Origin of the sequence: Echinicola sp. 20G (genome assembly GCF_015533855.1) — a bacterium.
GTDB lineage: Bacteria > Bacteroidota > Bacteroidia > Cytophagales > Cyclobacteriaceae > Echinicola.
Map to the genome: position 1 here is coordinate 1 of NZ_AP024154.1, position 20,666 is coordinate 20,666.

Below are 20,666 nucleotides of genomic sequence, written 5' to 3' on the forward strand. Positions count from 1 at the left end.
ATGAGTTCAGAGGCAAAAGCAGTATGGGACGAGTGTCTGCGTGTCATTGAAGAGCACGTAAACGAACAGAGCTTTTCCACCTGGTTTAAACCTATTAACCCGGTGAGATTGGATGGCTCTGCGTTGACCATTCAGGTTCCTAGTCAATTTTTTTACGAATGGCTTGAAGACAATTATGTGCAAGTGCTCAAACTTGCCATAAAAAACACCTTGGGTCCCAACGGAAAATTAGAATATGCTGTGGTAGTGGATAGGGGCAATTCCCAGAACCAACCCTATGTCGTAAGCTATCCGCAAGGCAATATCAGCCCCAATAAAAAGAAAAATGCAGACAAGGCGGAACAAGAAAGCCGAAGTCCTTTTGACATGAAGTCACTGGACAGCGATGCCCTTCTTCAGTCCAATCTGAACCCCAATTACACCTTCAATTCTTATATAGAAGGTGACTGTAACCGTTTGGCAAGATCTGCTGGATATGCCGTTGCTACAAAACCAGGAGTTACTTCTTTTAATCCTTTGATGGTTTACGGTGGAGTAGGACTTGGTAAAACTCACTTGATCCAAGCCATTGGTAATGAAATCAAGAACGGCCCAGAAGAAAAGTTTGTACTTTATGTATCCTCTGAAAAGTTTGTAAACCAATTCATGGACTCCATCAAAGATGGTAATGTGAAAAGCTTTACAAATTTCTACATGCAAGTGGATGTATTGATTATTGATGACATCCAGTTCCTTGCTGGAAAGGATCGTACTCAGGAAATGTTCTTCCACATCTTCAACCACCTGCACCAAAGTAAGAAGCAGATCATCATGACTTCTGACTGTCCTCCAAAAGACTTAAAAGGACTTGAAGAGCGTTTGCTTTCCCGTTTCAAATGGGGACTGACTGCAGATCTTCATATGCCTGATTTTGAGACCAGGGTAGCTATCATCAAAAGAAAGATGCAGTCTGAAGGAATTTATATTCCTGATGATGTAATCGAGTATCTAGCTTATACTGTCGACACCAATATTCGTGAGCTTGAAGGAGTATTGATTTCTTTGATAGCACACGCTTCACTCAATAGGGTGGAAATAGACTTAGGTCTCGCAAAGACGATCATGAAAAACATCGTCAAAGACATCGAAACAGAAGTAGGCATTGACTTTATTCAAAAAACTGTTTCTGACTATTATGGCATCAAACTGGATGACCTAAAAGCCAAAACAAGAAAGAAGGAAATTGTGGTAGCCAGGCAGGTCGCCATGTACTTTTCAAAAGAATTCACCAATCATTCATTAAAGTCAATTGGCTACCATTTTGGGGGCAGGGACCACAGCACCGTCATTCATGCGGTTCAAACTGTTAATGACCTAATGGAGACAGACACTGCTTTCAGAAATGCCATCAACGAACAAAGAAAAAAATTCAAAATGAGATCATATTAAAAGGGGAATCAATTCCCCTTTTTTATTGGCCTAACGATTCCTTCCAGTTCCTCCAGAGAAAACCTAAGTTCTGTCTGTCCCATAGCGTAAGGACCTATCTCATAACTATTATAAATCATTACATAATCCTTCCCTTCATAGCCCATAGCAGCAGGTAAAAAAAACTGGTCATTTTCATCCAGAAAGAACCTACCATCATCTTTGAGGGTAATTTCTGCTTTCACATCATGGTATTCTTTGAATTTTTTCTCAGACAACTGCAAAAGCCCCTGCTTATCCAAGACAAGATCTTCCTCTTTTAAAAGCTTTTTATTGATCAAATCAAAATTGAGAAACATTACTGTATGGTTGGGGTGTGCTCCTCCTGTGTAACTGCTATTTGAAAAGACAATAGAAAGCGTCCCATCATCCAACATGCTCACTTCACCCTCTGTAGTATTAAACCATGGGTGGACAGACTCTGGAAAATCCCTACCAAAGTCCACAAAACCATCTAGAAAATTTTTGGCCCCTTCCTCAAGACTATCAACTTGTATCTCTTCCTCGCCCCAGGTAAGGTACATTAACAATTGTTCTTTTACATGAAGATTGATCCAGGAAGCCAATCCTTCATCACCATTTTCAAAAATAGGATAAGACATATTTACCTCAGCACAAACACTATCTTCACCAACACAAGCATTTTGAGAAAAATCATCGATTTCATATCTCAATGAAGCTTGTTCCAAAACTTGTGATTTTTTTTCTTGACCACCGCTACAAGCCATTACTCCGAAAAATAACAAAGCAAAGCCCCAAACAAATGGTATTTTCTTTACATTCATCACTGCGATTATCATTGTTTTTTTAGAAAGCTCTCAACCAAATTCCTTGCCACAACCAATGGTGAAGAATTACCTTTTTTCACTTCTTCCATCTGTTCTTCCAATCTCTCTTTCACTTCTTTATCATGATAAAACCGAGCTTCCAAAGCCTGCTGAATATGTGCATAAAACCAACTGACACGCTGTTCTTCTCTATTTGAATCGAAAAAGCCCTGAGCTTTCATCTGATTTTCATAACGTTGAATTACATCCCATACATCCGAAAGGCCTTTTTGTTCAATGGCAGATACAAGCATCACTTCTGTACTCCATGGCTTGTTCGGGTTTTTCATTAATTTCACAGTATGATCAAGTTCCTTTTTTGATATAATGGCTTCTGAGAGTTGATTTCTATCAGCTTTAGTCACTATGATAGCATCTGCCATTTCCATTACCCCTCGCTTTACTCCTTGAAGCTCATCGCCAGAATTAGGTAGAACCAATAACAAAAAAAAGTCAACCATTTCTGTCACCATTATTTCCGATTGCCCTACCCCAACTGTTTCCACTAAAACCACATCATACCCTGCTGCTTCGCATAACAATATACTTTCCCTTGTCTTAGCCCCCACCCCTCCCAAAGTTTGAGAACTAGGTGAAGGCCTGATAAACACCTCTTCCTTCTTGGTCAAGTTTTCCATTCTGGTTTTATCCCCTAATATGCTTCCTTTCGATGTCACACTACTAGGATCAATGGTCAATACGGCCACTCGCTTGCCTTTCTCTACCAATAACAAACCAAAATGTTCAATAAATGTACTCTTGCCAACACCAGGCGATCCAGTTATTCCGATCCGAATACTCTTACCCGAATACGCAATGGTTCGATTGATAACTTCATCAGCTAATTTCTGGTCCTTCTCCAACTTACTTTCTACCAAAGTAATCGCTTTACTAAGAATACTGCGATCTCTGGATAGAAGTCCATCAACATATTCTGAGGCCTTTAATCTATTTTTCGACGCTTGGGACATAAAAAATATTTCTGTGATTGTTATGCTAATTGTTTTTAAAGGGATACTTACTGAAACTTTCTTCCCCCATTGGCTTCTTTTCAAACTTTCCTACACAATACTTATCAAAGCGCACATCAAAATAAGGAGGCTCGGAACGTAACTTTTCGGGTGATTCTTGACTGCTCAAAAAGAAAAAAACCTGAGTATTTCCATATTTTGTATGCGGCATGAGTTCACCATACTTCCTCATTTCCGACCATATGGTATCTTCCACTGTCACTGCGTAAATTCGTTTGATTGGTCCGGTGTTATTCTCATTTCTGTAAAATGCCACTTCGATAAAGTCCATTTTCAAATCTTTCACCCCTGGCTGTGAAATGGTATCACTTACCATCCAAATGACCATGGCCATTACCAATATCCCAATAAAGTAAAACAGTCGCTTTGTTTTCATAGTAATCCAAGGTTGTTTAGACCTAAACCATTAATTTAGGGGAAAAATTTCAATATGGGGTTCGAATACATCAAAGCACTGCATATTATCTTCATTGTCACTTGGTTTGCAGGCTTATTTTATATTGTACGTCTATTTATCTATCAAACAGAAGCCCTGGAAAAATCTCCTGAAGAACAGAAAATTCTAAAACCCCAACTTGATTTGATGGCTAGGAGATTATGGTTAGGAATTACTTGGCCTTCTGCCATCTTAACATTAATCTTTGGTATATGGACCCTTTCTTATCGTTGGGGATATTTACAAATGGGTTTTATGCATGCCAAGCTTGCTTTTGTTTTTTTGCTATATCTCTATCATTTTATTTGCCATAAAATTTATAAGAACCTCCAAACAGGCACGGCCAAATGGACCTCCACTCAACTAAGGGTTTGGAATGAAGCTGCAACAGTTCTGCTATTTGCCATTGTATTCCTAATAGTACTCAAAAACCTAATGGATATGGTATGGGGAGTGGTTGGCTTACTAGTATTGAGTGCCCTACTTATGATTGCCATCAAACTGTATAAAAAAAGCCGAACAAGGAACTAATAAAATTATCAAAGCGTAGTAAAAATAAAAAATGCTAAGACACAATCTCATCGTATTTGCCATGCTCTGTTCCATCCTTACCGTATGGAATTGCACTTCAAAATCCCAAGAAGAAGAGGGGCTTCCTTATTTGGGCTTCAGTGATATGGTGGAAAAAGAAGTGGATGGAAAAACGGTGATTGATACAGTGTATCATCAAATAGCGGATTTTTCTTTCACCGATCAAGACGGCCATACGATCACCAATGAGGCTGTAAATGGTAAAGTATATGTTGCGGACTTCTTTTTCACTACTTGCCCTACGATTTGTCCGATCATGAAAACACAAATGCTAAGGGTATATGAGAAATTTAGGAATAACCCCGATTTTCAGATCCTTAGCCATTCCATTGACCCAACTTACGACACGGTTCAGGTTTTAAAAGATTATTCGGAAAGACTGGGTATAGAGGATGCTTCTACATGGCATTTCCTCACAGGTGACCAAGAAAAAATATTCGAAATTGGCCAAACCAGCTATCTTGCCACTGCCATGAAGGATAAAAACGAACCAGGAGGGTTTCTTCATAGTGGTGCATTTATATTAATTGACAGGAAAGGACATATCAGAGGTGTTTATGACGGAACTGTTAAGGAACAGGTTGACGAACTCATTCAGGACATTCCTAAATTGCTAAGCAAGGATGACAAAGACACTTAAACTTACTTTTTTTGCCATTTTCTTAGGCTTTCTTAGCAATTGTAATGGTTCGAATAAAAATGCCAATGAGCATTTTTCATTGAATGACATTGAAGACCTAAAAACCAGGCAATACGCTATTGAAGGGCAACTACTGTATGATAATTATTGTGCCAATTGTCATCAAAAAGACGGCACAGGTCTAGGTAAATTAATTCCCCCACTCGTAGCGGCAGACTTTCTACTTCATGATGAAAATAGAACCATAAAAATTATTAGGCATGGGCTAAAAGGGGAAATCACAGTAAATGGAATCCAGTACAACCAGCCAATGCCCGGAAACCCAAAACTGACCAATCTTGAAATTGCTGAAATAGCCACTTATATCTACTGTGCATTCGGGAGGGATGAGAGGCTCATTGATGCAAGAAAAGTGAAACAATATTTAGAAGAATAGTACTCCTATTCTTCTAAATCATCTAGTTGCTTTAAAGCTTCCTTTATATCTTGATTCACTTTGGTAATTTTGACTTTTTGTTCTTCTAGAACCTTAAACACTTCGTCTTCGGCCATATCATCAAAACTCTTAGGATATTGGTGCATCCAATCAAACATTCCATCATAAGCATCCCCTAACTTTCCTGCGATCATTCTAAGTTCCTTTGCTTCGGAACTATTTGCATCAGAGTCTTCTTTTTCTAATATTTCAGCTTCCTGTAATAATCTTTTTTGTGCTGACTTAATTTTCCCCATCTTAGGCATCACTTCATCATGAATAACCATCACTTCTTCAATCATTTTTTCCCGACTTTTTTTTTCAGATTCGCAAGAAGTAAACATGACAACAACACACCATAAAAGCAACCTATTCGTTTTCAACCACATAGCTTTATAATCTTTAAATAAGTTTAAATTTGAAAAAATGGATATAATTAAACAAATTATATCTTTAAAAGATTATATTAATTTTCATTCAACACAATTACTTCCCGATCTAAACCCCACTATATCAGTCATGAAAGTTGAGATATCCATATTGAAATATAAGGCTTCAGGAAAACTAATAAATTGATCAACGAACTCGTTTTTTTAAGAAAAGACATATTACAGCCTAAAGCCACCTAATGTAATTATATATTTCATCACGAGTAACTTTAGTCCCTATCAAAAAATGTATTATTGAAATGAAAAACCTATAAAATTTAACTCATAGAAATCTTTAGTCGAATGATCTCTTTCGCTACAATACTTATATTTATACCTCAAAGAAATCATATACTTTAACAAGAACAATATTTACTACCTATGAAACCATTTTGCTTCTCTGTTGACCAAATTACTGAAAGCCAAAAAGCCAGCCTTCACCCTATGGATATAGGACTAATCAGGGGGTATGCGGTTTTTGATTTTTTTAGGACAGTCAATTACAAGCCTTTATTTCTAGAGGATTATTTGGATAGATTTATCAAGTCTGCTTCTAAAACCCACCTAAACCTAAACTACACTGCTCAAGAACTTGAGCAAATCATTCATCAGTTAATCCAAAAAAATGACCTAGAACAAGGAGGAATAAGGATGGTGCTGTCTGGTGGGGTATCGGATAATCATTTCTCACCTGCAGATGGAAGCTTATACATTTTCTGTGAAGAACTACTGATGCCTTCTGAAGAAAAATACGGCCAAGGAGTAAACCTTTTAACTACCGAATACATCAGGCCAATTCCTGAAATTAAGACGACAAATTACGCCTTACCGGTCTTCCTTAGTGCTGATTGGAAAGAAAAAGAAGCAGAGGATGTGCTCTATCATTTCAATGGCATCATCTCAGAAAGTTCAAGAAGCAATATATTCATGGTCAAAGATGGATTGATCAGCACCCCTAAAAGCAATATCCTTATGGGAATAACTAGAAAAAAGATCTTGGCATTTAATGATCAAATAAACATCACGGACATATCTCTTGAGGAATTGGTGAATGCTGACGAAGTTTTTATGAGCAGTACAACCAAAAGAATTCTTCCCATTACAAGAATTGATGGCAAACCTATCGGCAATGGGCAAGTAGGTGTTCACACAAAAAAAATAATGGAAGACTTCAAATCTCTTGAAAACAAAATAGCCCTCAATTAAGAGGGCTATTTTGTTTATTACAATACCAATTCAGCATCCGTAAGGATGTACATTAACTTTTCAGGGTCTTTGGCATTAAGTTTAAGCTTTCCTTTCACCCTTACCCTTTTTGAAGTATACTCTATGGGATCTGTCAGCATGACTTCCATGACTGTTTCCGGGCCACCAGAGCCACAAAAGAAGCATTCTGCCAGCGGTAAAGATGACAAGATGATATGCTCGGGCTTAAACATCCCCTCAAAGGGAATGATATAGCCATCTGCAAAAACTTCTTTGCCTTCCATTTGCTTCACCTTATCACTAAAAACCGGCAAGTACAATTCTCCGTACTCATCCTCTCCGATTTCATACTTTACTTCAGACAATTCTTTCCAAACACTTTCTTTCTGCTGGGCTTGGGAAATACCACATACAGCAATAGTAAACAGTGTCAGTAAACTTAGTTTCAATCTCATATTATCAACGCTATTATTTTGTCAGTTGCTTTGCGATATCTGTTTTATAGGCTCCTGAGGCAGGTATAATCGAAGCGACTATACCAACGACCACCGCATATAAAACGATCCATACCTCTTCTTTTAAAAACACCCAAGGTGTTATACTACTCAATGCTCCTTGTTCTTGACCAATAACCAAAATTGATAAAAAAAGGTGCCCCATCAAAATCCCTACTAGCGCACCAAGACCTGTCAATATAATCCCTTCCAATACAATGTGGAAAAATAGCTGCTTCTTGGAGGCTCCAATGGTCCTCATTACAGCCAAATCATACTTACGTTCTTTCAATGAATTATATAATGCAATGAAAATACTCAAACCGGCTATAGAAACAATCACAAAAGCCAAACCTTTAATCATCTTGATCCCCACCCCTAAAAGTTCAAAAAGTCTTGAAATTTCGAAAGTTGGAGAAGCTGCTTGAAGAGAACTTCTGCTATTGATAAAGCGAGGTAACTGCACAGCTGCCATTGGGCTTCGGTACTGAATCAGGAGTGTCGTTATTTCCCTATCCTCTTCAGAATTTGGAAATCCCTTTGTCGCAACAGGCCTTTCCATGGCGGAATGGTCATGCTCGTCTTCTTCGTCATGAGTAAACCATACAGACTCTAAGCTTGTTAAAATCAACTTATCCACCACACGACCTGATTTTGTCAAAATACCAGTCACCACATAAGCATGATGATCATGCTCATGACTACTGCTTCCAATCCCATGGGATCCCATAAACTTATCACCGACACCTAGTTGCAACGCTTTTGCTACATCCTGTCCCAAAACTACCTCAAACGGCTTCTGCCAGGCTTTTCCTTTTTCAAATTCCACTTCATACAACTCCAAATAATCATGATTGGTACCCACTATCCTATACCCCTCATAGTTATCTCCCAAACCTAATGGAATAGACTTTTTGATCAACCTGTTCCTTGAAACTGCCTTAGCTTCCTTCATATCAATATTTCCCGTTGGAAAATCAATATGATAGACACTGGATAAAATCAATTGCAATGGACTTCCTTTAGCACCCACTACCAGATCAATCCCTTTGGCATCCTTATCCATCTGACTTTCAAATTGGTCTTGCACCAATAGCAATACAGCAATAATGGCCAGCCCCAAAGCCAAGAGCAATATATTAAGTCCGGTATTTAGCGGTTTCGAAATCAAATATTTCCAACTCAGCTTCAGCATATTCATGACACACCTCCCATCAGTATATAATTGGAAATATGCTCTTTTACTCTTTGATCATGGGTTACCACTATCAACGCCGACTTCATCTTGCTTGCTTGCTCTTTCAGCATGTGGATCACCATTGCTGCATTTTCATCATCCAAGCTTGCTGTAGGCTCATCCGCTAAAATCACTTTGGGATTATTGACCAATGCCCTTGCTATAGAAACCCTTTGGGCTTCCCCTTCACTAAGCGAACTTATTTTAGAATTCTTCTTGTGCGCAATTCCCAAATCATTTAGTATCTTTTCGATTAAGCGCTTTTCACTCTTTTCAGAAAAGTACTGTGCGAGTTGGAGGTTTTCTTCAACCGTCAGTGGAGATAGAATATGTGGCTTTTGGAAAATCACCCCAATATTAGCTCCCCTATATTTGTCCAAAGCTGCTCCTTTTAAATCATATATAGATGTGATGCCAATTTCTACAGTTCCAGATTGTGGCTTTAGCAATCCTCCCAGAATATTCAACACGGTAGTCTTTCCACTACCCGACTTTCCAAGGATCAATAACTCCCCTCCTTGGTCTACTTTAATATCAGGAATATCAAATTGATGATCTGAATCATATTGGAAACTTATATTCTTCGCTAAAATCATTTTCCAGTTAACCTATTGGAATATTTACAATAAATGTGGATCCTTTCCCGGCCTCACTTTTTACATGAATTTCTCCTTTTAGCACCTCCACACATTTTTTCACTATTGACAACCCTAATCCGGAACCTTCTGTAATCCCAACATTTTTAGCCCTGAAAAACCTATCAAATAGCTGGGATTGCTCTTTGGCCGGAATACCTATGCCATCATCCTCAATTATTACCTTCATGATTTCATCATCTACATCAACCGAAAAATTCACATGTCCATTTTCTTTGGAGTACTTAACTGCATTGGACAAAAGGTTTTCGAAAACCTGATAAAGTAATTCAGTATCTGACTTTATGGTTTTGGGAACATTATTAAAACTAGTTGAAATGGTTACATTATTATCATTATTGGCTTTAACCACATCAAGAACTTCATTGAAGAATGCCGCTGTGAAAAAGCGCGAAGGCTTATAATCTATTTTATTGGCATCTGCTTTACCGAAAAATAAAACGGAAGTCAGCAAGCTATTCAAACTCCTGACTGAATTCTCTATTTTTCTGGAGTGCTTGACCAGTTTTTGCTTCATGGGATGGTCTTTCTCCGCATAAATCTGCAAAAGCTGAGCAGAGCTCAAGATAGAAGTAAGTGGAGTTTTAAAACCGTGTGATACATTTTGTACGATCCTGGATTTCAGCTCACCAATCTCTCTTTCTTTTTCCAAAGCCTTCTTTAATTCTTTATTGGCCTCATTGAGATCTGCGGTTCTCTTCCTTACTTTTTCTTCAAGTTCGTTATTTAGTTTTTGAAGCTCTTTCTCCTTTTTGTCCTTGAAAATGGCGAGCTCAATCATCATGTTTAACTCACGAATATTGAAAGGCTTGATCACATAAGCACTTGGATTGGTACCCGCTATTTTTTGCAATGTCTCTTCATCCGAGCTAGCAGTCAAATAGACTACCGGGATATCGTACTTTTCATTAATGATCTCGGTGGTTTTGATTCCGTCAAGTTCTCCTCCCAAATTGATATCCATCATCACAAGATCCACCTGTTGTTCGTCCATCAAATCCAATGCTTCCTCACCTGTCGCTGCTATTCCTAAAATTTCATGGTGGTTCTTTTCCAATGCCTTTTTAAGCAGAAGCGCTGACACATTATCATCTTCCACTATAAGTATTTTCAATGCAAGCATAAATTTTCGTTTATTAGTCTAAAAAGGTGGTTCTAAGTTCAATTTTTCACAATATTAATAATATTAATTAATTGACGGGCAAAGTCACGACTACAGTTGTACCTACTTTTTTCTCACTGGTTATCTCGATCGAGCCACCTAGCAGCTCTATTAAATTCTTTGTTATGGACAAGCCAAGACCTGTTCCTTCAAATTTTCTATCATAACCTCCACTTTCTTGTTCAAATGGTGTATAAATATTGGCAATGAATTCCTTGCTCATACCGATTCCCGTGTCCTCTACTTTTAATAAAATATTTTCATTTTCTTTTTTTACACATAATTTGATCAATCCCTCTTCTGAATATTTTATTGCATTGCCCACAATATTGTTCACTATCATCTCCAAATAGCGCTTGTCGATTTTTGCATAGAAAGGTTTCGTCTCAAACTTCGCAGTTAATAGTAAATTCTTCCTGATAGCTAATGTTTTAAGTGGAAGCAAGATTTTAGAAAGAAAATCATTTACATTGGTATGTTCATAAAACACCTCCACTTTGTTAGCTTCTATCTTGGACATATCCAAGATACTGTTAATAGTATTGAGAAGTCTCTCTCCACTTTCTTTAATGATCTCCAACTGCGCTATAAGCAGGTGGTTGTTTGAATTCTGTAGAATGATATTCTCTGTGGTTCCTAATATTCCATTTAGAGGAGTCCGTATTTCATGGCTCATATTGGATAGAAAGTTAGTCTTGATCCGGTTCGCTTCTTCCGCCTTTTCCTTAGCTTCTTTCAGTCCTGCCTCATAAATCTTCTTATCAGTAACGTCCCTAAAAACCAATAATATTATTTCTTCATCCTCTTCCTTTGGATTTACACGTGTGACATACAAGTCTATATTCTTTTCACCGGAATAAAAAGGCATAAAGGCTTCAAAAGAACCTCCTCTCCCTCCACTTTTTTCCAATAAGGCTACTATCCGGTCTTTATTTGAATAAAAATAATCTTCGTTCCCAAATATACTCTTAATATGGCCCACATGTCCTTCAATGCCCGCTAATTTCTTCAAAGATGGATTTACGGCTATAACATGCCCCTCTAAATTTAGAAGTGCAAAACCATCTCTTGAGCTTTCCCAAACATTCCTGAATTGATCCTCGGCAGTTTTAATAACTTGATCTTTTTCATCTATACTTTTCTGAAGAATACCTCTTTCTTTAAATTGATTGACCAACATATTCAGTCCAAAACCAATCATTAAAAAAATAAACATGATCAAACTTATAAACCAAAACTGCAAGTAAGTTGGTTTTATAATTGAAAAGTGATCCGAACGGACAACCTCCGATTCAAACTGCCCTCCCAAACTTGCCTTGAACAACAAAGTATAGTATCCTGGAGGCAGGTTATTGAATTGCAGTTTATTAACCCTTGGGTTTTGAATGTGCTGCCAGTCTGCATGTAAGCCTTCCAGTTTATAGCTTATTGTAAAATTTGTAAGCTCCAAAAAGCTTGTTGCATTGAATTCAAACTCTATATTATTATGTTCGTATGGGATTCTATCCAAATTCAATACAGTATCCTTTACACCTAGAATCCTCATAGAATTAATTGAAACCAGCGGCTTTGCGAACGATGACTCATCCTCTTCAGGGATAAATACCGAAAGGCCATTCTGCGTGCCAATCATAATTTTTCCATTATCCCCTTCCGCCAAAGCGCCTCTATTTACTTCGCTACCAATAAGACCAGTGTGTTCATCAAAAAACCTCATAGTCCCATTACCTACTATAGCAATGCCGTCATCCGTTCCTGCCCATATATTAGAGTTTTGGTCTTTTAATATTGCATAAACAGGCCTATCTATATGTTGTCCATTCACTTCAAAAAATTTCAAACTATCATCTTCATATATCTTAAGACCCTCATGTGTCCCAAATATCCTCTTTTCTTCATTGCCCTCCCAATCATAACCAACAAAGGCTAAAGCAGAATCATTTTCAATAACATCTACCTCCTGACTTATGGACTCTCCTAGCATTAAAACCATCTTCCCATCTTCCATGAAGTCAATTTTCCTTAATTGCATGACATTTATTCCTAAAACATCATTAAAAAGTGAATCAGTAATATCATTTTCAAAAAGTTTTTTTCCTTTCTTGCCAATATCAGACAAAAACACCCTTCTTCCTGCCACTATAAATAACCTCTTCCCATTTGGGGCCAAATTCATTACAAACGAACTATCTGGTGCAGCGTAAAACTCCAAGCTTCCCTCCAAGGGATCAAAACGTCCAACCCCTCTTCTAGATGAAGCTATCCAAATAACCCCATTCCTATCCTTATGAAAGCTTGTTACTCTGTTTTTAGGCTCTCCTGGCTGCCCAACTGCTATGGACTCTAAAAGCACCTTTCCGTTCCTCCGAAGTTGGACGCCATTATTAAAACCGTACAAATAATGTCTATACCCCATCCGCTCTATCGCCGACACTTCATGCTCCAGTAACCCGTCTAATTGATCAAAGTTTTGAAACCTTAAGGTAGGCAAATTGACTATTCCCCTAACAGTAGCGATCCAAATGATATTCTCTCTATCAACAAAGGCAGAATTGATAAAAAAAGCTTTTAACTCATCAAAAGTAGTTATCTCAAGAATTTCACCATTATTGGAGTTGTATTTAAACAATTGTGAACCAAAAAAATAATAAACCTGACCATCCTTAATCTGAAGACCGTAACGCTTAAACTCATCATAAATCACCTTCGAAAAGCCCTTAGAAATAATCCTCTCAGGAACCTCCACTTCACTCCCAACTGCTAGATAATCGTTTCCCAAAAAATAAAACAAGCTATCTTTTTCATTATAACTAATAGACCAAACAGCATCTGGTAGTACATTGAAATCTATTGGAGTCAACTCTCCCCCTTTATACTTGGCGGAATATCTTGAAAATAATAGATAGAATTCATCATTATTACCACCAAAGCAAACTACATTCTTTAGCCCCCCCCATTCTTTTGAAGGAAAATCCATGTAGTCCCATTCGAACGACCCAACTTCTGAAATAGCAATTACACTTCCTCTACTGATTACTATCTTTTTCCAATCTCCGCTACCAATTATAGAAACTGTTGTCTTTTCTCTAGTCAGCTCTTGCTTAAGTGTATAGGGAAGCTCAAATCTACTCCAAGATTCATTAGAAAAATAAAATATATTTGGGATTCCAGTTGTGTTAAAAACCCATATTACACCTTCTGAATCAATCAAGAAATCTAAATTCTTCCCCAGATTGGTTTTAATTTGCTCAGGTATTCCATAGGTACTGATTCCGTCTGAATAATAAATCCCCCTAGAAGTGGCGAACCATACCCTTCCCTTCTTGTCTTGAGCAATTGAATAGGCATTTTCTGATGGTAATTCCAACCCTTTGATTTGCTTATTCATCTGAAAGGACTGAGAAAAGACCATCCGGGTAATGAGGAATGATAAAATAAACAGGAATCTAGTCTTAGCCATAGTGCAGACCTAAATTATAAAAAGAATTTGTTCGAGTAAATTAAATTTGACATTGTTTCTCTTTTCTTTTTGTACTAGGCCTTAATCTTTTATTTTTGTATCCGAACTTTAAAAATCGCATCATGAGTGTTTTAGTAAATAAAGATTCTAAAGTAATCGTCCAGGGCTTTACTGGATCTGAAGGTTCTTTCCACGCGCAGCAAATGATTGAGTACGGCACTAACTTAGTTGGTGGTGTCACTCCTGGCAAAGGAGGCAGTACTCACTTGGGAAAACCAGTATTCAATTCAGTAGAAGAGGCTGTAAAGGCAACTGAGGCAGATACATCCATTATATTTGTACCACCTGCTTTTGCTGCTGACGCCATCATGGAAGCTGCTGATGCAGGCATTAAAGTAATCATTGCCATCACTGAAGGGATTCCTGTTAAAGATATGATGGTAGCCAAGCCTTATATTAAAGCAAGAGGAGCTACCCTAATCGGACCTAATTGCCCTGGTGTAATTACTCCTGGGGAAGCTAAAGTAGGGATCATGCCTGGCTTTGTCTTCAAGCAAGGTAGAGTTGGGATTGTTTCAAAATCCGGTACATTGACTTATGAGGCGGCTGATCAAATTGCCAAGGCAGGTTTAGGTGTTTCTACTGCCATCGGGATTGGTGGTGATCCAATCATCGGTACTTCTACAAAAGAAGCCGTAAAATTGTTGATGGAAGACCATGAAACTGACGCGATCGTAATGATTGGTGAAATTGGTGGTAACTATGAAGCTGAGGCTGCCAGATGGATCAAAGAAGATGGTAATAAAAAACCTGTAGTAGGCTTTATCGCAGGGCAAACAGCACCTCCGGGCCGAAGAATGGGACACGCTGGAGCCATCATAGGTGGAGCTGATGATACAGCTGAAGCTAAGATGAGAATCATGAGAGAAAATGGTATTCACGTAGCAGAATCTCCAGCTGAAATTGGAGACGTAATGGCCAAAGCACTTAATGTAAAAGCTTAAGCCTAGAAAATAATAAATTCAAATCGCCACCTTATTAAAATGGGGTGGCGATTTTGTTTGGAACCATTTCAATATTCAATATCCCTGAACCAGCCAGTAATACTTACTCTCTCTTTATTAGTGGTCAAAACTTCATGGGGAATTTCCCCGCTTAAAAAAGCCACCAATCTTCCTCCTTTGGGATAAACATCCAGCTTTTCTTCTCCCTCTTCCATTGGTAGGTACATCCTCAAGGCACCACCATCTTCCTCCGTCCATTCATCATTCAAATATAGTATTACGGTAACTACCCTATACTTCACATTCTGAAATTGATCAAGGTGCCTTAAATAAAACGATCCAGGAGGGTACATGGCAAAGTGCGCTTCAAAAGACCTTAATCCCAAGAAACAACGCTGATTAACTGCCCTACTTAACTCAGACATCAGCTCCCAATATTTTGTCTGCAATAGCGTCAGAGAGGTATGATCCATCCAAAACACCTTATCACTACGAATCTCTGTCTTGACCTTAAAGTTATCGCCCTTACCGATGCCAGCCAATCGAAACTGGCCATGAGAAAGGATATCTTGTTGCTCTTGCAATAATTCCTTTCTAAAGTCGTCTGAAATAAAGTGGTCAGTAATACACCACCCTTTCTCATACAGTTGGTTTGCTATTAACTCAAGCTCGTTTTCCATGCTGGATATTTTAGCGGCAAAAATACGTCAATAATTTTCCAGAAAACCATAATTTTGTACGAAAATATTGAGTAGACAACCACTCAATTAAAATCTTCATTAAGAAACACATAAAATGCTCCTTAAATCAGACGATATTAAAAGAATTGAAATAGATTTCGAATCTGGTGTCATACCACCTCCCTTTAGTCATATTTTTAAGCTTAAGATCAGTTTTGAAAGGGACTTTATCAACACACAGTTCACCGTTCATTACACCGACAGAGAAGAACTATCCGAGGAAGAAATCATTTCGGAAGGCTTTACACTGGAGGATGACTATGACTTTTTAGGAGAAGTCCCCAAAGTATGGGAGCAGCCATTCAAAACGCTTTACGCAAACACCAAGTGGTCAAACAAGCGAGACTTAGATGAAGACGGCGGAATAAGAATCTTTGCCAAGGATATTCATGGAAAAATCTCCCGCAGTATCCCTACTAACCAAGATGAATGGCACATGCTGGCACAGGAATTTATCCAAGCTATCTATGAAATCAATCAAAAAGAAGCGCCCCTGACCATCAGATACCGATCCATAGATAAAGAAACTGTCACAAACTATGTATTAACTGTAAAATTTTCGGTAAGAAAAGTAATAGTTGAAATCAATGACCAAATAACTGAATTAGGCTGGGAAGAAAGCCGTAAACTACTGGCATTCATATACCTTCCAGACTACGACTATGAAGTTGCTTCGGACTCTACCCCTAAAAAACGTGGTCAGTACATTGACTGTGGGGATGGACTTTGGCACAAATTTGGCAAAGGTGTAGTTAACCTTGATGAATCATTTGATGCAATATCAAAAATTCATGAAGGGTTTGAAAACTTAAATCAACTATAAACTTTTACAAATGAAAACTTTAAAATCAGTACTCGGGATAGTATTGAGTACAGCCATCTTGTTTGGTTGTGCCGACTGGAGCAATACAGGTAAAGGAGCCGCTATTGGCGGAGGTGCCGGTGGAGCCATCGGTGGTTTAATCGGATCTAAAAAAGGTAATACTGCGGCAGGTGCTGTAATAGGAGCAGCCGTAGGTGGTGCAGCTGGAGCAGCCATTGGTAAATACATGGACAAACAAGCCAAAGAAATGGAAGAGCTTGAAGATGCCAAAGTAGAGCGTGTAGGCGAAGGTATCCAACTAACATTTGACTCAGGAATTTTATATGGTTTTGACTCTTACCAGTTAACTCCTGAAGCTCAGGAAAACGTGATGAAATTAGCCAAAATCCTGAATGATTACCCTGACACCAATATCATGATTGATGGTCATACTGACAGCAAAGGCAGCGAAGATTATAACCAAGAGTTATCAGTTAAAAGAGCTAACTCAGTGGCCAACTATTTAAAAATGCAAGGTATCGATGGAGTCAGGTTGACCACGGTAGGGCATGGAGAATCAATGCCCATTGCGTCAAATGATTCAGATGCTGGAAGAGCGGAAAATCGCAGGGTTGAAGTTGCTATAACAGCCAATGAAGAGCTTGTTGAAAAAGCCGAAAATGGCGAATTGCAAAACATATAAACTCATTATCAACAGAAGAAAAAAGGCTACCAAAATCAAATTTTGGTAGCCTTTTTTATGAACAAATAATAATTACCGTCCAACCCTAGATTGCATCTCCGGGATCAGCCCCTCATATTTTCTTAGGATTCTCTCCCATTCTTTAAAAGCTTCATCAGTTTTTACAGTTGCTCCATTGGCATTAGAGTACTCACTAATCAGTTTAACCTTGTATTCCAATGGACTTGTATTTCCTAACTTCACAATACACCTAGACCTTACTATTGAACCATTAAAGTTCTGTGCTACCCACGCAGTTCTAAGGTAACCGGTCTCTCTATCTGTTGTTTCAATCACATCAAAATAAGAAGTAATGATCCTCGAAATAAGCTGCCATGATTCAAGCTCATCTTTGGATGGCTTTAAGCTGATGTCTACATTCGCAATATCTGAACTTGAAGAAGCGGTAAATGCTTCATCTACAGACATCCTGATATATTCATTTTTATCAGGTTTTGGTTGATTTTTTTGATCACAGAAAGTGCGCTCTTCAACTACAAAACCAACCTTTTCAACACGAACATTAACACATGTTCCTTTTTCAATTTTTAATTCCACGCTTCCTGTTCCTGCCAATTGGCCATCCACAAAAATATTGGCATCTTGCTCAGAAGTACTGATTTTCATTTTGTGATCAAAGGCATTTACTAATGCTGTCGTCAGTAGGAACAATGAAACTAGGGTAAATAATTTTTTCATAAGAAATAAAATTGTTGATGTTAATTTTCCAAAAACTTGGACTACCTAAACAAAAAACACTATTAGATCAAATAGCCCATAAATATACTGTAATACTACGTAAACAAACAGTACCAAACAATACACCAAAAGTAGTATTTAAAGCAATTCCTATGAAAACACTACCTTTTAAAAGAATAGTTTAAAAAAGTCAAAAATCCCTAAAATAAATAATTGAAAACCAAAAACAAGTCCCAATTACAAATCCTGATTTCATTTTTATTCAATTTCCTTGCTATAAAAACAAAAAAACCACAGTTGCCTTAAATCAAGGTTGACGCTTAATTTAAAACCAACTGTGGTTATATTTTTATACCCAAAGCTGTTACTTCGCGTAGTTAACAGCTCTCATTTCTCTGATCACAGTAACTTTGATTTGCCCTGGGTATTGCATTTCTTTTTCAATCTTCTGAGAGATGTCAAAAGAAAGCTTTCCTGCTGTAGTATCATCTACATTTTCAGCATCCACCAATACCCTTAACTCACGTCCAGCCTGCATTGCAAAGCATTTATTTACCCCGTCAAAGCTCAATGCTAAATCTTCCAGGTCTTTCAACCTCTTGATATAGCTATCCATTATCTCTCTCCTGGCACCTGGTCTTGAACCAGAAATAGCATCCGATGCTTGAACAATAGGTGAGATCATTGAAGTCATTTCAATCTCATCATGGTGAGCTCCAATGGCATTGCAAACCTCTGGATTCTCTTTGTACTTCTTGGCCAATTCCATACCCAAGATAGCGTGAGGTAGTTCTGCCTCCTCGGGATAGACCTTACCAATATCATGTAGCAGACCCGCTCTTTTAGCCAACTTGGCATTCAAGCCCATCTCTGCAGCCATGGTAGCACAAAGCTTAGCTACTTCTCTGGAGTGCTGCAACAAGTTCTGACCATAAGAAGACCTGAAGCGCATTCTACCAACCATTCTGATCAATTCAGGATGCAAGCCATGAACCCCAAGATCGATACAGGTTCTTTCACCAATCTCCACAATTTCTTCTTCAATATTCTTCTCTGTCTTGGCCACTACCTCCTCAATTCTTGCAGGGTGAATTCTTCCATCTTGAACCAATCTATGCAATGAAAGTCTAGCAATCTCCCTTCTTACCGGATCAAAACCTGAAATTATAATAGCCTCAGGTGTATCATCCACAACAATCTCAACGCCAGTGGCAGACTCCAAAGCACGGATGTTACGACCTTCCCTCCCAATAATCTTCCCTTTGATATCATCGCTTTCTATATTGAAAATAGAAACACAATTTTCAATGGCGTGTTCAGTGGCCGTTCTTTGAATGGTATCCAGAACAATCTTCTTCGCTTGCTTGGTAGCGCTAAGTTTGGCTTGGTCCAAAATGTCCTTGATATGAGATGAGGCCTTGGTATGGGCTTCATCCTTCAGCATTACAACCAACTGGTCCCTGGCTTCTTCTTTTGTTAAGAGGGCCACTTTTTCCAAGTCTGAAATGCGCTGGTTGGTTACCCGGTCAAGCTCTTCTTTCTTTACTTGAACGGAATGCAATTGAGCACTGAGATTTTCCTTCTTGCTATCAAGCTCAGCTTCCTTACGCTTGATCTGCTCCATTTCTTTAGAAAGAATCTGCTCTCTTTGCTTTAATTTTCCTTCATTAGTGATGAGGATATTTTTCTTCTTATTCACCTCCTCTTCGAAGTCTGCCTTTAGCTTCAGGTATTTTTCCTTGGCTTCAAGAATCTTATCCTTTTTAACTGATTCTGCAGTAAGTTCTGCCTCTCTCAAGAGACTCTTTGCTTTTTCCTGAGCTTCTTGCTCTATTTTGAGGTTATCTTTCTTCATGAAGAAACCAACCATCAATGCCCCAAGTGCAAGGCCTACAACGCCTGCAATGATAATGTATAATGTTATTCCCATCGGTATTTTAGGTTAATAAAAAGACCTACCGGACGGAAAGATATTGTCCCTGCTTTGCAAACAATAGTTACAATATGGATTTTAATTGGTTATTAATCGTAGAAAGGGTAGCTGAAATCTGTTCGCTATCTTCAGAACTCACCTCGTTCGCCTCCATGGCCTCCACCATACAGTCAAATGCTACCATTGCCAACAGGTCTTGCCTGTCATCCAAACCAAATTCTTCTCTATATCTTTTAAGCTTGTCATTGATTAACTTCCCCGCCCGTCTGATTTTCGCTTCATCCTCCGCCTTCACTTTCATAGGGTATTCCCTATCTCCAATTTTTATTTTTATTGAAAGCGTATCCATTTTATTCAGACAGGTAAGTAATTATCTTATCAATTTCCTTTATATAATTATTTATTCTATTGCGCAATTCAGCAGACTCTAAATTTTCTACCGGTATGTTGTTTACAATTTTACTAATTTTAATTTGATTTTTAAAATGCTCCAAGGAGGCCTCTTTTTCTTGAATTTCCAGTCTCATGCCACCCAATTGATCTCTCAGAGACTGGTTTTCCAGCTCCAGCTGTTCGATCTTTTTGGTGACCCTGTTGGCCAGTTGTTGCAAATTTTGGAGTTCCTCGTGGATCATC

Annotated in this window: 22 protein-coding genes; 8 read left to right on the forward strand and 14 right to left on the reverse strand. The window is 38.3% G+C overall.

The features are described 5' to 3' along the window. Nucleotides 1-1,428, forward strand: a 1,428-nt coding sequence (gene dnaA, locus JL001_RS00005; protein WP_192012076.1) for a chromosomal replication initiator protein DnaA, incomplete at its 5' end; no start/stop codon positions are given. Nucleotides 1,429-1,436: 8 nt separating this feature from the next. On the opposite strand, the gene JL001_RS00010 is transcribed toward dnaA, so the two are convergent. From JL001_RS00010 to JL001_RS00020, 3 genes are read right to left on the reverse strand one after another with little or no spacing between them, the layout of a single operon-like run. Beyond that, on the reverse strand, nucleotides 1,437-2,267 hold the full coding sequence (locus JL001_RS00010) for a DUF3298 and DUF4163 domain-containing protein (RefSeq protein WP_200974135.1): 831 nt from the start codon (nucleotides 2,265-2,267) through the stop codon (nucleotides 1,437-1,439). Continuing rightward, nucleotides 2,264-3,265, reverse strand: a complete 1,002-nt coding sequence (meaB, locus tag JL001_RS00015) for a methylmalonyl Co-A mutase-associated GTPase MeaB (RefSeq protein WP_200974136.1) — start codon at nucleotides 3,263-3,265, stop codon at nucleotides 2,264-2,266. The genes JL001_RS00010 and meaB overlap by 4 nt, the downstream gene beginning before the upstream one ends. Before the next feature lie 25 nt (nucleotides 3,266-3,290). Next, on the reverse strand, nucleotides 3,291-3,701 hold the full coding sequence (locus tag JL001_RS00020) for a hypothetical protein (protein ID WP_200974137.1): 411 nt from the start codon (nucleotides 3,699-3,701) through the stop codon (nucleotides 3,291-3,293). 54 nt (nucleotides 3,702-3,755) lie between these two features. On the opposite strand from JL001_RS00020, the gene JL001_RS00025 reads away from it, so the two are divergent. The 3 genes from JL001_RS00025 to JL001_RS00035 are packed head-to-tail and all read left to right on the forward strand — an operon-like array spanning nucleotide 3,756 to nucleotide 5,428. Further along, entirely contained in the window at nucleotides 3,756-4,292 is a 537-nt protein-coding gene (locus JL001_RS00025) for a CopD family protein (protein ID WP_200974138.1), read from the forward strand. Nucleotides 4,293-4,323: 31 nt separating this feature from the next. Beyond that, nucleotides 4,324-4,992, forward strand: coding sequence for an SCO family protein (locus JL001_RS00030; protein ID WP_200974139.1), 669 nt, complete (start codon nucleotides 4,324-4,326; stop codon nucleotides 4,990-4,992). Then, nucleotides 4,976-5,428, forward strand: a complete 453-nt coding sequence (locus JL001_RS00035; protein ID WP_200974140.1) for a cytochrome c — start codon at nucleotides 4,976-4,978, stop codon at nucleotides 5,426-5,428. Before JL001_RS00030 ends, JL001_RS00035 begins: the two co-directional genes overlap by 17 nt. A 5-nt stretch (nucleotides 5,429-5,433) precedes the next feature. Here the strand turns inward: JL001_RS00035 and JL001_RS00040 are convergent, their stop codons facing one another. Next, complete coding sequence (locus tag JL001_RS00040; protein WP_200974141.1) at nucleotides 5,434-5,769, reverse strand: hypothetical protein; 336 nt, start codon at nucleotides 5,767-5,769, stop codon at nucleotides 5,434-5,436. Nucleotides 5,770-6,276: 507 nt separating this feature from the next. On the opposite strand from JL001_RS00040, the gene JL001_RS00045 reads away from it, so the two are divergent. Continuing rightward, nucleotides 6,277-7,101, forward strand: coding sequence for an aminotransferase class IV (locus JL001_RS00045; RefSeq protein ID WP_200974142.1), 825 nt, complete (start codon nucleotides 6,277-6,279; stop codon nucleotides 7,099-7,101). Nucleotides 7,102-7,118: 17 nt separating this feature from the next. Here the strand turns inward: JL001_RS00045 and JL001_RS00050 are convergent, their stop codons facing one another. From JL001_RS00050 to JL001_RS00070, 5 genes are all read right to left on the reverse strand, one after another. After that, nucleotides 7,119-7,556: a hypothetical protein gene (locus JL001_RS00050; RefSeq protein WP_200974143.1), complete on the reverse strand. Its 438-nt coding sequence runs from the start codon at nucleotides 7,554-7,556 to the stop codon at nucleotides 7,119-7,121. Nucleotides 7,557-7,569: 13 nt separating this feature from the next. Continuing rightward, entirely contained in the window at nucleotides 7,570-8,796 is a 1,227-nt protein-coding gene (locus JL001_RS00055; protein WP_200974144.1) for an ABC transporter permease, read from the reverse strand. Next, complete coding sequence (locus tag JL001_RS00060) at nucleotides 8,793-9,428, reverse strand: ABC transporter ATP-binding protein (protein ID WP_200974145.1); 636 nt, start codon at nucleotides 9,426-9,428, stop codon at nucleotides 8,793-8,795. Before JL001_RS00060 ends, JL001_RS00055 begins: the two co-directional genes overlap by 4 nt. A gap of 7 nt (nucleotides 9,429-9,435) precedes the next feature. After that, complete coding sequence (locus JL001_RS00065; protein ID WP_200974146.1) at nucleotides 9,436-10,611, reverse strand: ATP-binding protein; 1,176 nt, start codon at nucleotides 10,609-10,611, stop codon at nucleotides 9,436-9,438. Nucleotides 10,612-10,678: 67 nt separating this feature from the next. Next, complete coding sequence (locus tag JL001_RS00070) at nucleotides 10,679-14,110, reverse strand: ATP-binding protein (RefSeq protein WP_200974147.1); 3,432 nt, start codon at nucleotides 14,108-14,110, stop codon at nucleotides 10,679-10,681. 122 nt (nucleotides 14,111-14,232) lie between these two features. Here JL001_RS00070 and sucD point away from each other — a divergent pair, with 122 nt between their 5' ends. Further along, nucleotides 14,233-15,114: a succinate--CoA ligase subunit alpha gene (sucD, locus tag JL001_RS00075; RefSeq protein ID WP_200974148.1), complete on the forward strand. Its 882-nt coding sequence runs from the start codon at nucleotides 14,233-14,235 to the stop codon at nucleotides 15,112-15,114. A 68-nt stretch (nucleotides 15,115-15,182) separates the two neighbouring features. Here the strand turns inward: sucD and JL001_RS00080 are convergent, their stop codons facing one another. After that, nucleotides 15,183-15,794 carry a 2OG-Fe(II) oxygenase gene (locus JL001_RS00080; RefSeq protein WP_200974149.1) on the reverse strand — a complete coding sequence of 204 codons (612 nt, stop codon included), beginning with the start codon at nucleotides 15,792-15,794 and terminating at the stop codon, nucleotides 15,183-15,185. A gap of 115 nt (nucleotides 15,795-15,909) precedes the next feature. On the opposite strand from JL001_RS00080, the gene JL001_RS00085 reads away from it, so the two are divergent. Continuing rightward, entirely contained in the window at nucleotides 15,910-16,677 is a 768-nt protein-coding gene (locus tag JL001_RS00085; protein WP_200974150.1) for a hypothetical protein, read from the forward strand. A gap of 10 nt (nucleotides 16,678-16,687) precedes the next feature. Beyond that, on the forward strand, nucleotides 16,688-17,359 hold the full coding sequence (locus JL001_RS00090) for an OmpA family protein (protein WP_200974151.1): 672 nt from the start codon (nucleotides 16,688-16,690) through the stop codon (nucleotides 17,357-17,359). Nucleotides 17,360-17,431: 72 nt separating this feature from the next. Here the strand turns inward: JL001_RS00090 and JL001_RS00095 are convergent, their stop codons facing one another. The 4 genes from JL001_RS00095 to JL001_RS00110 form a co-directional block, all read right to left on the reverse strand. Beyond that, nucleotides 17,432-18,097 carry a hypothetical protein gene (locus JL001_RS00095; protein WP_200974152.1) on the reverse strand — a complete coding sequence of 222 codons (666 nt, stop codon included), beginning with the start codon at nucleotides 18,095-18,097 and terminating at the stop codon, nucleotides 17,432-17,434. Between the two features lie 364 nt (nucleotides 18,098-18,461). Further along, nucleotides 18,462-20,027: a ribonuclease Y gene (gene rny / locus JL001_RS00100; RefSeq protein WP_200974153.1), complete on the reverse strand. Its 1,566-nt coding sequence runs from the start codon at nucleotides 20,025-20,027 to the stop codon at nucleotides 18,462-18,464. Between the two features lie 67 nt (nucleotides 20,028-20,094). Then, complete coding sequence (locus JL001_RS00105) at nucleotides 20,095-20,379, reverse strand: cell division protein ZapA (RefSeq protein WP_192012056.1); 285 nt, start codon at nucleotides 20,377-20,379, stop codon at nucleotides 20,095-20,097. Nucleotide 20,380: 1 nt separating this feature from the next. Further along, a complete protein-coding gene (locus tag JL001_RS00110) occupies nucleotides 20,381-20,665 on the reverse strand; it encodes a hypothetical protein (protein ID WP_200974154.1) in 285 nt (94 codons plus the stop codon). Nucleotide 20,666 lies beyond the last annotated feature (1 nt).

Excerpts from the sequence above, each read along its gene's own strand:
- JL001_RS00105 (WP_192012056.1), bottom strand. The coding sequence starts at position 20,379 with ATGGATACGCTTTCAATAAAAATAAAAATTGGAGATAGGGAATACCCT.
- JL001_RS00025 (WP_200974138.1), top strand. The coding sequence starts at position 3,756 with ATGGGGTTCGAATACATCAAAGCACTGCATATTATCTTCATTGTCACT.
- JL001_RS00080 (WP_200974149.1), bottom strand. The coding sequence starts at position 15,794 with ATGGAAAACGAGCTTGAGTTAATAGCAAACCAACTGTATGAGAAAGGG.
- JL001_RS00045 (WP_200974142.1), top strand. The coding sequence starts at position 6,277 with ATGAAACCATTTTGCTTCTCTGTTGACCAAATTACTGAAAGCCAAAAA.
- JL001_RS00035 (WP_200974140.1), top strand. The coding sequence starts at position 4,976 with ATGACAAAGACACTTAAACTTACTTTTTTTGCCATTTTCTTAGGCTTT.
- JL001_RS00020 (WP_200974137.1), bottom strand. The coding sequence starts at position 3,701 with ATGAAAACAAAGCGACTGTTTTACTTTATTGGGATATTGGTAATGGCC.
- JL001_RS00095 (WP_200974152.1), bottom strand. The coding sequence starts at position 18,097 with ATGAAAAAATTATTTACCCTAGTTTCATTGTTCCTACTGACGACAGCA.
- JL001_RS00065 (WP_200974146.1), bottom strand. The coding sequence starts at position 10,611 with ATGCTTGCATTGAAAATACTTATAGTGGAAGATGATAATGTGTCAGCG.
- JL001_RS00090 (WP_200974151.1), top strand. The coding sequence starts at position 16,688 with ATGAAAACTTTAAAATCAGTACTCGGGATAGTATTGAGTACAGCCATC.
- JL001_RS00055 (WP_200974144.1), bottom strand. The coding sequence starts at position 8,796 with ATGAATATGCTGAAGCTGAGTTGGAAATATTTGATTTCGAAACCGCTA.
- JL001_RS00050 (WP_200974143.1), bottom strand. The coding sequence starts at position 7,556 with ATGAGATTGAAACTAAGTTTACTGACACTGTTTACTATTGCTGTATGT.
- JL001_RS00060 (WP_200974145.1), bottom strand. The coding sequence starts at position 9,428 with ATGATTTTAGCGAAGAATATAAGTTTCCAATATGATTCAGATCATCAA.
- sucD (WP_200974148.1), top strand. The coding sequence starts at position 14,233 with ATGAGTGTTTTAGTAAATAAAGATTCTAAAGTAATCGTCCAGGGCTTT.
- JL001_RS00040 (WP_200974141.1), bottom strand. The coding sequence starts at position 5,769 with ATGATTGAAGAAGTGATGGTTATTCATGATGAAGTGATGCCTAAGATG.
- JL001_RS00070 (WP_200974147.1), bottom strand. The coding sequence starts at position 14,110 with ATGGCTAAGACTAGATTCCTGTTTATTTTATCATTCCTCATTACCCGG.
- JL001_RS00110 (WP_200974154.1), bottom strand. The coding sequence starts at position 20,665 with ATGATCCACGAGGAACTCCAAAATTTGCAACAACTGGCCAACAGGGTC.
- JL001_RS00010 (WP_200974135.1), bottom strand. The coding sequence starts at position 2,267 with ATGATAATCGCAGTGATGAATGTAAAGAAAATACCATTTGTTTGGGGC.
- meaB (WP_200974136.1), bottom strand. The coding sequence starts at position 3,265 with ATGTCCCAAGCGTCGAAAAATAGATTAAAGGCCTCAGAATATGTTGAT.
- JL001_RS00085 (WP_200974150.1), top strand. The coding sequence starts at position 15,910 with ATGCTCCTTAAATCAGACGATATTAAAAGAATTGAAATAGATTTCGAA.
- JL001_RS00030 (WP_200974139.1), top strand. The coding sequence starts at position 4,324 with ATGCTAAGACACAATCTCATCGTATTTGCCATGCTCTGTTCCATCCTT.
- rny (WP_200974153.1), bottom strand. The coding sequence starts at position 20,027 with ATGGGAATAACATTATACATTATCATTGCAGGCGTTGTAGGCCTTGCA.